The 14,868-nt window shown below is 47.5% G+C and carries 8 protein-coding genes and 1 riboswitch; of the genes, 5 read left to right on the forward strand and 3 right to left on the reverse strand.

Annotated elements, in window-relative coordinates; genetic code table 11:
* Positions 1–51 precede the first annotated feature (51 nt).
* Positions 52–3,822, forward strand: a complete 3,771-nt coding sequence (locus MHB64_RS01470; RefSeq protein WP_341133559.1) for an S-layer homology domain-containing protein — start codon at positions 52–54, stop codon at positions 3,820–3,822.
* A 112-nt stretch (positions 3,823–3,934) separates the two neighbouring features.
* Here MHB64_RS01470 and hflX read toward each other — a convergent pair whose 3' ends face one another.
* Positions 3,935–5,200, reverse strand: coding sequence for a GTPase HflX (gene hflX / locus MHB64_RS01475; RefSeq protein ID WP_341133560.1), 1,266 nt, complete (start codon positions 5,198–5,200; stop codon positions 3,935–3,937).
* Between the two features lie 585 nt (positions 5,201–5,785).
* On the opposite strand from hflX, the gene MHB64_RS01480 reads away from it, so the two are divergent.
* The 4 genes from MHB64_RS01480 (at position 5,786) to MHB64_RS01495 (ending at position 9,764) form a co-directional block, all read left to right on the forward strand.
* Positions 5,786–6,589 (forward strand): hypothetical protein, encoded by an 804-nt coding sequence (locus MHB64_RS01480; protein WP_143812228.1) that lies wholly within the window; start codon positions 5,786–5,788, stop codon positions 6,587–6,589.
* Between the two features lie 93 nt (positions 6,590–6,682).
* A riboswitch (TPP riboswitch) is annotated at positions 6,683–6,794 on the forward strand.
* 108 nt (positions 6,795–6,902) lie between these two features.
* Positions 6,903–7,538, forward strand: coding sequence for an ECF transporter S component (locus tag MHB64_RS01485; RefSeq protein WP_094877237.1), 636 nt, complete (start codon positions 6,903–6,905; stop codon positions 7,536–7,538).
* The gene (locus MHB64_RS01490; RefSeq protein WP_341133561.1) at positions 7,535–9,031 is read left to right on the forward strand and encodes an ABC transporter ATP-binding protein; all 1,497 of its coding nucleotides are present in this window, start codon (positions 7,535–7,537) and stop codon (positions 9,029–9,031) included. Before MHB64_RS01485 ends, MHB64_RS01490 begins: the two co-directional genes overlap by 4 nt.
* Entirely contained in the window at positions 8,973–9,764 is a 792-nt protein-coding gene (locus MHB64_RS01495; protein WP_094877239.1) for an energy-coupling factor transporter transmembrane component T family protein, read from the forward strand. Before MHB64_RS01490 ends, MHB64_RS01495 begins: the two co-directional genes overlap by 59 nt.
* A 181-nt stretch (positions 9,765–9,945) precedes the next feature.
* Here MHB64_RS01495 and MHB64_RS01500 read toward each other — a convergent pair whose 3' ends face one another.
* Both MHB64_RS01500 and MHB64_RS01505 read right to left on the reverse strand, forming a co-directional pair.
* Positions 9,946–12,966: a DEAD/DEAH box helicase gene (locus MHB64_RS01500; RefSeq protein ID WP_341133562.1), complete on the reverse strand. Its 3,021-nt coding sequence runs from the start codon at positions 12,964–12,966 to the stop codon at positions 9,946–9,948.
* Entirely contained in the window at positions 12,963–14,606 is a 1,644-nt protein-coding gene (locus tag MHB64_RS01505) for an SWIM zinc finger family protein (RefSeq protein WP_094877241.1), read from the reverse strand. Before MHB64_RS01505 ends, MHB64_RS01500 begins: the two co-directional genes overlap by 4 nt.
* Positions 14,607–14,868: the final 262 nt, after the last annotated feature.

Here is a 14,868-nt window from a genome sequence, read left to right on the forward strand (position 1 = left end):
TTATAGTTCTCATTGATCAATACTTTACTAATAGGGGGAAGGATAAGCGCTATGAAGACATTACGTAAGACAATAGTGATTGCATCAGCAATAACGTTGCTAGTAGGAGGGTTGAATACAGGTTTTAGTCAAAATAATTATGCCTACGCAGCAGATGATGCTAAGCCATCCGTCGTGGTCGAAGATTTTGAAGATGGAATCAATGATGTGAAATTTAAACCTAAACGTATGTATAATGCTACGCTGCACTTAGAAGATAACAAGAAGCTTGTAAGAAATGGACAATATTCTGCTAGAATTGATTACGATATGATCGGCATAGTAGATAATCCCTCTCAAATTGAAGTCGGGTATAAAACGGGGAATATCCCAGTAACAGGTTACCCTACTAAAGTAGGCATGTGGGTTTATGCAAACAATGAAGGACATTTGCTGACGACAAAATTTAGAGATATAGGCGGATCTTCTTTCCAAGCAGAATTTTATGATGTAAATCAAGTGGGTATCAATTGGTCCGGCTGGAAATATATCGAGGCAGATGTTCCGCAGGGTAAACCGGGCCCGATTGTTCTTGAATTGTTTTTCCAATTGAAACAATCGGATATGAGCAAGAAAAACAAGGGCTCTATTTGGGTAGATGATATTACCTTTATCTATGATGAGGTTGAAGAGGATAAGGATGTTCCTGCCATTAAACCTATAGCCCCTGTTGAAAATGAAGTATTAAATACTCCACTTGATGAAGTGAAGGTTGAGCTGACTGATAACGGATCAGGCCTGGATTTGAGTACCTTATCTGTTCAGTTAGATGATACGGATATTACGGATGAAGTGCAATATTCTCCAGATACAAATGTATTAACTTACCCGGGAGAATATGTAGATGGTGGTTATCATGAGCTTGCTATTGAAGTGAAGGACAAGAAAGGTAACCCGGCAGCAAAAACATTCACCTTCACAATAAATGCAGGAGAGCGTTTGTTCATGGCTGCGGACGAAGAAGCAGTAAGTAATGAAATCTATCCTGTTCATATTAATATCAAAGACTACTTGAAAGCAGAACAGGCAAAATTCACCTTAAATTATGATGCAAGCACCCTTCAAGTTGAAAGCATTACTCAGGCGTCTGGAGTTTCCCTAACCTCAGATATTGATAATGAGCACGGTATGGTTCAAGTAGCACTTAATAATGTAATAGCGGCAGCTCATGATGCCGTTACTGTTAACTTCAGAGTGAGCTCTCATGCCGTCTTAGAGCGTGGCGAAGCGTATAAAACCATAACAATGAGCAATGCGAGTCTTACTGCTGGCGGCGTTCAGACGAGTACACCCTTAGCCGCGCCTATTCATTATACAATCGGTTTCCCCTATCAGCTGAAAATGACGGGAGTTGGTTTGGGTACACCTTCTACATTTACAGTGTTAGACCATGGAGGCAAGCCGTATGAAGGTGCGGGTATTATTTTTACTGGATTATTAAAACAAAGCTCAGTCGTGACAGTTAACACTGTTACGTCTAGTGTATATGAGGATGATGATACATCTTCTAATGTAATCATGGTTGCAAATGCTGGTGAACGTTACTATGCTTCAACAGCAGCTAAGAATGGATTTTACGAGGTTATTCTCGCAGACGGACAAACAACAGGTTATATCTCGGAAGCTGATGTTAGTAGTCAGTTATTGAACAGCAGCCTAGGCAAAACAGATGCTAAAGGACAGTTAACAACAGATCTCACTACATTGGCACTTGGTACCTATCAAGTTCAAGCTGTCATCGGTGATCAGAACAGTAAAGTTGTCAATTATGAAGTTGTGGAGCAGTATGGTACGAATGAAGCGCAATATATTCAAACCTATGTGACAGAGGATATGTCTTCACAACTAAGTGCTGCCTGGCAAACAAAACCAGATCAAACCTCTACTTATATTCAATACATTGAAGCTGGTGAATGGGAAGCAGGAGTAAGCCCAGACGTTAATATGGTAAGGCAACAGCAAGCCGAGAGTGAGCTGCAGGTGCTTAGCATGAAGGAAAATGGAACGAAAGGCGAAATCCGGTTTCATAATGTCCTGGTTAAGGGCTTGAAAGCAGATACTACTTACAAATATCGTGTAGGCTATGAGGACCATTGGTCAGAATGGAATGAATATTCTACTGTTGATCAGGATAAAAAAACACCGACCTCATTCTTATTCATTACGGATTCCCATACGAATCAATTACAAGGATTAGAAACCTATCAAGCGCTAATGACTAACGCATTGACACAATATCCATCAACACAGTTTATTATGCACGGTGGAGATATGGTTGATGTAGGCGGCGCATTCGAAGAATGGCAAAAGTTCTGGCTAGCATCTTCTATTTATGCAACAAAACTTCCGACTGCACTAGCACTGGGCAACCATGATGTGAAGAGTGAAGGAAAAGATGTGTTCACCAAAGGTGCGAATTTCCCAGAGAACGGACCAGAATCCCAACTGCAATATGCTTACTCTTATGAAGTCGATGATACTCATTTTGTCGTATTGAACTCAGAAGGCGTAGAGGAACAGATGATTGCTCAAGCAGCATGGTTAAAAGAAGATTTGGATCAGAATGATAAAAAGTGGACTGTTGTTATGTTCCATCGTCCAGCTTATCATACAGAGAATGGTCGGGAATCCCTTGTTGAGTATACCCAAACCTACTTTGCACCCATATTAGAAAAGAAAAAAGTCGATTTGGTTCTGGTTGGTCATGATCATGTATATGCACGGACCTATCCAATGAAGGATGGAAAGCCAAATAAAGCTACCAATGAGGGGACTGTATACCTTGATGGTGGTGCTTCAGGCTGGAAATTCTATGATGGCACGCAATATAATTATTTGAATTATATTTTTGATGAAGACGTTCCTGTGTACTCCGCTATTGAAATTACAGAAGATGCGATTCATGTGAAGGCACGTACAATTGCGGGTACATTGATCGATGAGTTTTCTGTTAAGAAAACAACGGAAACTGAGACACCAACACCAACACCAACACCAACACCAACACCAACACCAACACCAACACCAACACCAACACCGACACCAACACCGACACCGACACCGACACCGACACCGACACCACCAGTATCGACACCAAATTCAACAGCAACGCTACCAGTATCGCCAACGCCACCAACATCAACACCGAAGCCAACAGTAACGCCAACAGCGCCAACAGCGTCAAAGCTGGTGTTCAACGACAAGGTAAATGTAGAGGCAGTTAAGGCTATCGTGGAAAAAGAGAAGTCTGCTCCCGCTATACACTTTACGGATGTTCAGGCATCTTCGTGGAGTGCCTCCGTAGTGGAGCGTGCAGCTAAGATGGGGATTGTAACGGGTTATAGTGATGGTTCTTACCATCCGGATCAAAAGGTAACTCGCGCCGAGTTCGCCACAATGGTAGCAAAAGCTTTTGGTCTACCGAATTCAAGCGGTTCATTCTTCTCTGATACACAAGGACATTGGGCTTCAAAATCGATTGCAGCATTACAAGCTAAAGGGGTAATCACGGGATATAGTGATGGTTCTTTCCATCCTAATCAAGAAATTTCCCGCGCTGAGATCGTTGCAATGCTTGCTCGTCTGACAAACTATGTTCCTAACGCATCCAATCTATTTTTGGATGTAGCTACGAACTGGGCTTCTGAACAAATTAATGCTTTTGCAACTGCTGGCATAGTAACTGGTAAAGGCAACGAATTGTTCAAACCGAATGATACTGCATCCCGTGCGGAGTCGGTTGCGATGATCATTCGCTTGTTGGATAAATTGCTTGCACAATAAGTGAAATATTTCGGATAGTTAACCGGGTTCGCTTCCACCAATAAGTAGAAGAAGGGGCTGTCCCTGAGTCATTTATGACTTATGGGACAACCCCTTTGCTGCGTCTTATAGCCTAAAGCTCAATAAAGTCACTGCGGAATTTCTCGAAATCAGATTTTCTGCATTCCAGTTCAAGCCTTGTGCCTGTTTCTTCATAGCTAGTCGATTGGACATGGGCATGCTCGTTAAAATAGGAGACCACATTGCCGCGATCAAATGGAATCAGAATTTCACACTGTACATAATCCGTAAAAACATGGCTGCGAATCAGATCTGTAAGTTCAGCTATCCCGCTAATTTGTTTGGCGGAAAGATAGACATTGTCACCCTCAAGGTGAGGGTAAGGTAGGTCCGTTAGGTCAGCTTTGTTGTAGGCATAAACTGTTGGAATTTGGTCCGCACCGAGCGCTTTCAAAGTCTCATCGGTGACAGCCATATGCTGCTGATGCTGGGGATCGGAAATATCGACTACATGAATCAATAAGTCGGCTTCGGTCACCTCTTCGAGCGTGGAGCGGAAGGCTTTGACCAGATGATGGGGAAGCTGGCTGACGAATCCAACGGTATCTGTTAATAAAAAGGTTTTGTGATCCGGTAGCTCAATGCTCCGAACGGATGTCTCCAGCGTAGCGAATAACATATCCTTGGCGAACACTTGCTTATTAGAGCCTGGATGATACGTCTCCACGATTACATTCATTAAGCTGGACTTGCCGGTATTCGTATAGCCGACGAGACAGACGACAGGAACCTCATTCTTATGCCGCTGCTTCCGCTGAATTTGGCGCCTTGCTACTTGCTGTTGAAGCTCAACCTGTAATGCTGAAATCCGTTCTTCAATTCTTCTGCGATCCAGCTCCAGCTTTGTTTCACCAGCGCCTCTGTTCTTCAGCCCAGCACCACCACCTTGTCTGCCGAGAGATTCTCGGAGACCTGTTAATCGGGGGAGCATATATTGCAGCTTAGCTACTTCCACTTGCAGCTGAGCTTCTTTGGTCTTCGCTCGTTCTGCGAAAATATTCAGGATCAGAATCGTCCGGTCAATGACCTGACGGCCTAGAGAGGACTCCAAATTGCGAATCTGTGAAGGAGACAGCTCATCATTAAAAATAACAATAGGAGCATCATGCGCTTCTAAGAGAGCAGATAATTCTTGGATTTTGCCTGTGCCGATATAGTGGGAAGGGTTGATCCGACTTGCCTTCTGACTAAGCTCTCCTACAACTTCTAGGTCACAGGCAGCTGCCAGATTAGTGAGTTCTTCCATCGAATAAGCGAAGTTTGTTTCGTTTTGTAGCTGGACACCGACTATAATAGCTTTTTCTCGTAGTTGTTCCATATATTTATTCATCCTCCAGTAGTAAATAGTAAACGCAAAAAAACACAGGTCATCTGCCTGTGCTTATGGTTCGTTAGAGGACGTCAGAACAAATGTGTAAGGGGAAATCTCCGTTACAACATTAGGGTCTTCCATAGATATATCAAATTAAACAACTGGGGCGTAGGGAAATGATAACTTAATCCCTTACGAGCAGCAGTTGGTTTAAATTATAAGAAAGTATAAGTTTCACGATATACTTTATCCTTATAATTCTCACATAAACGCTACCGTCCTTATAAGGACGCCGAAGGCGTTTTAGTTTGTTGGCTTCTATGGAGGTAAATGGGTAGACCTATCCTGAGTCCTCTGCACATGGGCAGAGCTTTAGCGCTATTCAATTAGCCGCGCAAAGTTCTAACTCGGATAAAATCTATCACACGTAACCCTCCGTTCATAAAAAGTTAAGTCGAGTTTACCACATCCTTTATTTGGTGGCAAATCTGTATATTATATCTGTTTAGCACTTCTCTATTTTAATATCATCCAAGAATTCTAAAAATTGATTGCATAGCATATAGATATAATTTGATATGAATAGGAGGTGTGAAGACATTGCCTGTCCTCTCTACAAGCACAATCATTAATTTACCTGTCGACGGTACCCGTCCAATAGATCAAGTTGTGATCGAAGTAGTTAACAATGGATCAGCTGGAGCGGCTTGTTATTTAACGGGTTTAGCCAATAGTGCAAGTCCTCAGACAGTCTTTATTGAAGAATTATTTGAGCTGCAATATCGGGAAACGTTAAGTAAGACCTACCCTATTGTAGAGGATTTATTTCAATTTAATTTTGTGTATTCACAGGAGCAATTAAAGATTCAGGTTTTTCTTGTGGATGTGAACGGTGTCTGGACGGCTGTTAATCTGGATGTGTTTCAAGTAAGCCGTATAACCTCGGAAATACGTGATAACGTATCGGTTACATCGACTGACTTCGCAGCGATCAGCTTTATGAGGAGTCCTGCCTTTACTATTCCACAAGGTCTTGCGGCTGAAATTAGACCGGCTGCTTTAGATATTCTATCCAAGAGACCTGTGCGTTATATGGTCGTTGCAGGTGGAACTCTGGATGGGACATTTGAAAATTTCCCTACACCAACTACGGATATTCCTGTCACGGACACAGCACTGCTTGTCAATTACACCTGCACTACGGTCACGGGTGGAAAGGTGATTATGCAAGGTACAGGATCAGGGATCTCTGGTGCGTATGCGAATTTGGCCGTTAACTTGCTTAACGAGCGGCTCTCTTACGAGCTTCAGGATGAGCCGGTTACTTTGGTAGTTAACTCACTCTCAGGTGATGATGATCTCGCCGTCACTTTTAAGATGTCCGAGCAATGGTGAGCGTTCTACACTTAGATACCGCGATAGGGATACCCAAGGAACGAAAATCATATTGTAAAAAGTTTACTTATGATATAAGTTATAGGAAGTTGAATCGCAATAAACGGGTGCTTGATGAAGTCAGGCTGAGATAGCGGCCTTATGCCGCTGACCGTCAATCTGATCTGGGTAATGCCAGCGTAGAGACGTTATTGTCGAGCATCCTTTTTTTTGATGCCATGCGCAAGCCTACCCATTAATGGGTAGGCTTTTTAAAATTACTCACATCATGCGAGCAACGAATCCAAGAACCTAGAAGGGAAGTTGTTGAAGCATGGAACAAGCTAAGCAAGGACAAAGGCAAGGACAACAAGACAAAGGGACGAGGTCACGGGGATTGAAGCTGACTGATATTCTGGTAACCATCGTGATCGCGGTCGTATTCGGTATTATCTATAAAATCTGGGGACCGATGTACGACGTGGTCAAACCGCTGGGTACCCATGCGGAGCAAACGATATACGGCATGTGGTTCATTGCCGGGACGTTCGCGTTTCTCATCATCCGCAAGCCGGGAGTGGCGCTTCTGGCTGAGATTGCGGCGGCTTCCGTTAGTGCGCTATTGGGCAGTGAATGGGGGCTTTCGACCTTGTATTACGGCGCGTTGCAGGGATTGGGCGCGGAGTTAGTCTTCGCAATTTTCCTCTATCGCAACGCGAACGTCTGGGTCACGTCGCTGGCCGCGCTCGCGGCGGCGGCGGGTTCGTTGGTGCTGGATTTCGGCTACGGTTACATTGAATCGTTGTCCGCTTGGAACTATACGCTGCTGATCGGACTGAGGGGACTCGGAAGTATCGTCATCGCCGGTATCTTCGCCTTCGGACTGTCCAAAGCGCTTGAGCTCACAGGCGTAACCAAAGTGTTGAGACCGGCGTCCAAGGCGGACTATGACGCATTGACACGACTATGACGCCTGGAGTCTCCATAGCTGCGAGAGTTAAGAACCTAAAGCTTAAGTTTGCCGGAGAGGACTCCTTGTTGTTCAAGGGCATTTCCCTTTCTTTCCACCAGGGGGAGAAGACGCTGCTGCTCGGCCCGAGCGGATGCGGGAAGTCGACGCTGCTGCAGGTGTTGAGCGGTTTGATTCCCGGTTCGATCGAAGTTCCGATGATCGCTGAAGAGACATTTGTTCCCGAGCGATGGGGATACGTATTCCAAGATCCGGATACGCAGTTCTGTATGCCATATGTGGACGAGGAGATGGCTTTCGTTCTCGAGAACATGGGCGTCCCCCGCGAAGAAATGGTAGGTCTGATCCGCCTTTATCTCGCTCAAGTCGGCTTGAATATTCCTGATATCCATATCGCAATCCAATCGTTATCGCAAGGGATGAAACAGCGATTAGCCATAGCTTCCGTTCTGGCTATGGAGCCAGAAGTGATTTTCCTGGACGAACCGACAGCGCTGTTGGATAGCGAGGGTACGGAGCTGGTATGGTCTGCGATCAGAAGCCTGTCCGAAGGCATTACCTTGATCGTCATTGAACATAAGATCGAAGGCGTAATCGACTTTTTCGATCGGATCGTCGTGTTATCCCGTGAAGGAGTAGTTATCGCTGACGGATCGCCGACGGAAATCTTTTCAGCTAAAAGGAGAGAGCTACAAGAATACGGAATTTGGTATCCGGGCGTTTGGGAGGACTATATCGAGAATAAATCCCGGAGGTCAGACTGCATTACTCGTTATTCAAACGCAAACGATCGGGAAGATGTCTATCTGGAAATGGACAGGTTTCGTGGGAAACGAGGGAACAGGGCGGTCATCGAAGTAGGGAGGGCAATCGTCACCCCGGGTCAATGGATCGGGATCATCGGCCATAACGGAGCGGGTAAGAGCTCCTTGCTGCTCTCGATCATGCGACTGATTAAGACCGAAGGGATATGCAAGATAGCAGGCCGGGAAGCGGAGCATGTTGCGCAAGCGGCCGAGCATATCGCATTCGTTTTTCAAAACCCCGAATTTCAATTTGTAACACATTCGGTACGGGAAGAGATCGAGTATTCGTTGTTGCTGGATGGCGTTCATTGCGAAATTCGGCGTGCGAAGGCGTATAAGCTAATGGAAGAACTTTATTTAGAGGACGTTGCCTCGCGGCATCCGTATCAGCTGTCGATGGGGCAGAAGAGACGATTAAGCGTCGCGACGGCGATCGTAAAAGGGCAACACATATTGCTGCTAGACGAGCCGACCTTTGGGCTGGACGCACGGAATACGTTCTCTTTGCTCGAGAAGCTTGAGCGGCTGCTTTCGGCGGGAGCCTCGATTATTATGGTCACGCATGATGCGCGGATCGTAGAAAATTTCTGCACAGCGTCATGGAGAATCGAAGACGGGAGACTTACTGATGTTATTGACCTTTCCCCACCGGGAAACCTGGCTACACCGCGTCAATCCTACGCTTAAGATCGTTCTGTTCTCTCTCTGGTTCGCGGCAATTATTCTCATCCACGACTTTAACGTCATGGTGAACGTAGCCATCGGCTCGATGCTGCTGCTTCCGTGGTCCGGGCACCCATTGCGCAGATTGCTGTTATACACCTCCCCTTTCTTGCTGATGTTCGTGTCTACATCTACGGGGATGATGTTCTTCGGCAAGGGAGAGACGGAGTGGGTCCGATGGGGATTAGTGAACATTACGGAAGAAAGCTTCTACAGAGGGCTGCATCTGGGGTTCAGGGCACTGAGCATGGCGTCGGTCGGGCTTCTGTTCGGTCTGACGACGAGGCCGGTAAACCTCTTCTACTCCTTAATGCAGCAGGGGAGATTACCGGCTAAGTATGCTTACAGCTTCTTGGCCGCGATGCGGCTGGTGCCTATTCTCGCAGAAGAATTCCAGACCTTGCACCACGCATTGAAAGTCAGGGGAATACGCAAACGAGGGAGGATATTTAACTTCTACCAGCTGTTGCAACGATACGCGATCCCTTTGCTTGCCCAAAGCATACGACGCGCCCATAGAATCGCGGTGGCTATGGAGGCGAAGCGGTTTTCCGGGCAGGCCAAGAGAACTTATTATTATGTTATTGGCTTTACGTACCGCGACGTCCTATTCACCGCATATGCGGTCGGCGTATTCTGGTTGGCATTCCTGGCCGGAATCGAATGGCCTTACGCGGACATTACCGATGTTCGTTAAGCCGTAAAGGATGACATGCACAGATTCGTTGGTGGTTAGAGAATGATTCTGATCTTATGCCATCGTTCAGTAACAAAAAAAGCAGAAACTCTGATATAAAGAGTTTCTGCCTTTTTATTGGATTAAACAAATCTTTCGCTACACTATCCAGCATCTTCTTGAGTATCTGAAAGCGGCAGGATTAGTCTGTTAAGCCTCGCCGCAATGTAAATAGGTCTGTCAAAGCCTCAGTAGACAGCTCGGTAATCCAGCCTTCGGAGCTGGAGATGACATTATCGCTTAGCTGCTGCTTACTCTCCAGCATCTCATCAATTTTTTCTTCGAGCGTCCCGAGGGCGATGAATTTATGCACCTGTACATCGCGCGTCTGGCCCATCCGATAGGCGCGGTCCGTCGCCTGGTTCTCAACGGCCGGATTCCACCAGCGATCGAAGTGGAATACGTGGTTGGCTGCGGTTAGATTCAGACCGACACCTCCAGCTTTAAGAGAAAGGATGAACACATTCGGCTGATCAGTCGGTGGTGCATCTGGACGACTGGATCCTTCGTCCACAGAAGGTATAGGCGTCTGGAATCGCTCAATCATTCGGTCACGCGCCTGTTTGGAGGTACTGCCGTTCAAATAAAGGACGGGCTCTCCCAGCTCCTGCTGTAGAACAGCCTGAAGCATTTTTCCCATCCCGACATATTGCGTAAAAATGAGACAGCGCTCATCCTCTGCACGAAGTTCCTTCACCATATCCAGCAGTCTTTCAAGTTTAGAGGAACGGTTAATGAGTGGACTGGTATCCAGTTTATTGTCCGAATCGGTTTCAGGGAGGGCCTCCTTGGTCAGAAGCATCGGGTGATCACATAGCTGCTTAAGTCCGGTCAAAGCCCCAAGAATGGCGCCCTTACGCTCAATACCTTCCAACTTCTGCATACGTTCGAGCAGTCCGTTTACGGTCTGGTCATAGAGCGCAGCTTGTTCAGCTGTGAGATGAACGTAGGTCTTCATCTCATTTTTATCTGGAAGATCGAGCTGGATGTTAGGATCCTTCTTCTTACGGCGTAGCATGAACGGCTTCACGAGATTTTGTAGGTCCGCTGTACGTTTCTCGTCACGTTCCTTCTCAATGGCATTACTGAATCGATCGTTAAAGGCTTTGGCACTACCCAGATAACCTGGGGTTATAAAATCATAAATGGACCACAGCTCAGATAATCTGTTCTCTATAGGTGTTCCTGTCAGCGCAATCCGGTGTAAAGCCGGGAAGCTACGTACAGCTACCGACTGCTTCGTTTGAGCATTCTTGATATTCTGTGCTTCGTCCAGGCAAATTGCCGCCCAAGTGAATTCCTTCAGCAACTCCTGATCAAGCGCTGCAGTCGCATAAGAGGTGAGTACCACGTCAGCTTGCGAAGCAGCGCCATAGAAGAAGCCTGCATCCAAACGGCGGCTTCCGTAGTGCAGCATCACATTCAAAGAAGGCGCGAAGCGCTGCAATTCCTTCTGCCAGTTGCCCAACACGGAGGTAGGGCAGATGATCAGAGCAGGCCAACCCGGTGGGTCGGTCTGGCGGCGGGATGAGCTAGGATCGGTATTTTCTTTGATATGAAGTAAATATGCGATGAGTTGGACGGTTTTACCAAGCCCCATATCATCGGCTAGACAAGCCCCCAAACCAAATTGACGCAGGAAAGTCAGCCAAGCATATCCCTCATACTGATAGGTGCGTAGCTCTGCCTGGAGTCCTGCGGGTACTGGGGGCTTCGGCCACTGTGAGCGCTGGCCGAGCTGACCAATGAGGCTGATTAAATGCTCGTTTAGTTCTACCTCGAGCCGCAGGCGCGCCGCATCCTCTTGAAGCTGCTCTTCTGTAGCCTCAGCATCTGCATCCTCACTCGCTTGTAGCAAATGAAGCTGAAGCACATCTTGGAAAGACAAGCCTTGCGACTTGTCCATACCTGCCATGGCTCTTTGAATTTGCGTCAGCAGTGCGGGATCGAGCGAGACCCATTTGCCCTTGAAGCGGACGAGCCGTTCTCCTCTTGCGACCAGCTCGGCAAATTCAGCTTCGGTGAGGTCGACGTCGCCGATGGAGATTCGCCAATCGAAATCGATGATCGAATCCAGACCGAAGAGCGACTCGCCGCCGCTGCGTTTGTCCTCGCCGGAGCTGATCTTGGCGCGCAGGCGCGGTTTTTTCCGGCTGGCGGCTTCCCACCACGCCGGCAGCAGCACTTGCCAGCCTGCTTCCAGCAGCCGCTGGCTCTCGGCGGTTAAGAACCGCCAAGCAATGGCATCACTGAGCGGTTCAGCGAGCACGTCGCCGCCCGCCGCGAAGCGCTCGGGCGGCAGACTGCCGCGGAGGCGCTCCAGCCATCCCGCGGCGCGTTCATGCACGTGGGCCGACCATGCTGTCGGCCACAAGCCGTGCGGCTCGCCATCATCGGCGAGCCTGATGGGAACAAGCGCGGATTCATCGCGCTTGTCCTGAAGGATCAGCTGCAGCCGCCAAGGGGATTCATCCCCTTCCGGCTCCAGCAGCTGAAGTGCAGGCCGGAAAGGCGCGGTATCCGCCTTCCAGCCAATGGCGATAAGCCATGCAGCGGTATCCATGCCCGCTGCAAGGGCCCCGCTTCTATCGAATAGAAGCGGGAATTCGCTCCGGAGGTCACCTGCCTCGGCCTCCGTGCTGTAAAACCTCTGCGATACGGCGGCGGAGAACGCCGCGCGTAATCCGCGGCTAAACTCGCTGCCGTCATTTAGCGCCTCAAGGGCCCCTTTGGCAGTGTCATTCTCCACTGCCACCTGCGCAAAAGCGTCCTCATCCCAGGTCCATTGCAACCTCCCGGCGCGATAAGCGGAGATATCGGGAATATACTGTTTATTCTCCAGACATATAGCCAGAAGTGGGGCCAGTTCAGTGAGATGGGCGGCATCGCCCTCCCAGTTCCATTCGATATGCGCCAGCAGCTTCTGCTCTGCAAAGAAAGGGAGGACCTGCTCCGCAGGTAGAATCACTAGCTCCATACCTTCGCCAGTTGGTTGAACCGTTAACTCCGTACCATAAAAAGATGCCTCATGCCAGGCGAATAACCGCTGCTTAAGCTGCAAGCCGGGCACGAGATCTTCTCTTTCATTCATTCCATATATTAAAGCATCGCCATACTGGCTTAATGCAAGCCGGATGGTCAGCGTGCGCAAATGCATGTTCATGGTATTAGCTTTCCTTTCCGAAGCTCCTCTTGCAACGCACGGAGTCTGCTATGCTTTGTGGTGAAGGCAATGAGGAACTCTTCCCACCGTTCTTCTTGTTTCATTTTTTTATACAGCTTGGATAATCGCTTCAATAGTTTCACAGCCGCTTTGTAGCTATGTCTATTCTTATCCAGCACAAATCTTTCGACGGCCTGGTGGTAGAAGGGAAGCAGAACTCCGGGTGCGTTTTTCTCCATAGGCTGGAGGTCTGTAACACGAAATTCGGAAGGCAGCTTACCAATGGACAGTTGATAATCCATCCATGTCTGCCATTTTTCATAGGTAATTAACTTTTCTTCGTATACTTCTCCAGAGATAGGTAACATGGCGGCTAATGTATTCCACATCTGAGGCTCAGCTTCAGGAAGATGGCGAACGGCCTCTTCCCATCTGTTCGAATAGGTATTCAGATTATAGAGTCTGCTGCTCAGCAGTGGACCGGTCTGAACAAGCCAGCCCACCAATCGTGACCATTCCCCTGCATCCAGAAGCGGGGAGGTGAAGCTCATCAGCTCATCAGGATGGAGACCTGGGCGCTCGGCAGCTGTATTCAATAATTCCCAAGCCTTCGGGTCATCCTTCAGATAAAAATACATGCGGCTCTGGGCTAACAGCCAAGCATGGCGTGACAGGGAAGCTCCTAACTCACTCTCTGCCTGCTGAAGCTGTTTGATTTCATCAAGGTAAAGCTTAGTTCCACCTGTATTCGGATAAATCCAGTTTCTCCACAGCAGGTCATAGCATAGTGAAAAAGAGGGCTGATCCCGCAAGCGATCGCGCGACTCCGTCAACATCTCGCGCCGCAAGTAGGTGAGGGTCTCGACAATATGCGGCCACAGATCATATTCCTGCTCCTGCTCGGAAGACAGCGGGAGTGTGCTTTTTAACAGACGTGTAATTGCTTCCTGTAGCTCTGATACCGCTACTTGCGTGTAATACCCGAGTGATGAGGTGAAGGCGACCTGACCGGGTAGATTAGCGGAAGGCTTAGCCAGCTTTTCTAGAAGAAAAAGATGGGCATGCAGAGTAAATAGCTTGTCCTTTTCCGGTGATAACTTCGGCTTAAATTTAGTAATGGAGGATAATGCTCGATCCACATATTCAGGATTCCGAGTGGTATGTGCCAGAGGCGTGATGCAGGATGCAAAATACTCGCGCCACTCCGTGATGCCTCCGTCAGCGATCCGGCTGGCATGTTCTTTTAGCTGCTGCTGGTGCTTTCCATCGGCTCCGGCAGGTGAACTACTTGATGTTTTTGGAAGAAAAGCTGCGGCCTTGGCGTTAGCTAGAACTTGTACAGACCTATTCTGTTGTTCAGCATAATGGAGCAGCACAGCTGCCATATGCTTACAATGACCTGAAACAGGGCAGTTACAATGACATCGAGTGAAGCTGTCCAGATCAATCGTAACGCGGTAATCCTCTCTACCCTCAACAAGGGCGCTGATCTTAGATGGCTCCATCATAGTGAACGAACGAATACGGCTTTGCTTATAATATTGGAACCCTCGTTTGAGGGTGAGGTCATCGAAATAATAGGCGACATTCTGGATGAGTTTAGTCCACTGCGTATCATCCATAGTATAAGTTGGTTGCATACAATTGGTCTCCTGTAAGAAAAATGGTCGTTATTTGACTTTCATTATATCATTTCTTTTTGAGTAGGATGTTTTGGGGTTGTAATGAATGCGAAATTGCGGGCTTGTATGGAATGTGGGGCCTAAACATATACTAATCGTGCTGTATTGTGAAGTATAGATCAAACAAAGGTCAAAATTGGTCAAATAAATAAAAAGAACTGATTTAGTCGTCTTAAATCAGCTAATTTACCTGAATTTGAGCAATAATCGCCTTAAATCG

The organism is Paenibacillus sp. FSL K6-2859, assembly GCF_038008265.1.
Lineage (GTDB): Bacteria > Bacillota > Bacilli > Paenibacillales > Paenibacillaceae > Paenibacillus_AQ > Paenibacillus_AQ nitricinens.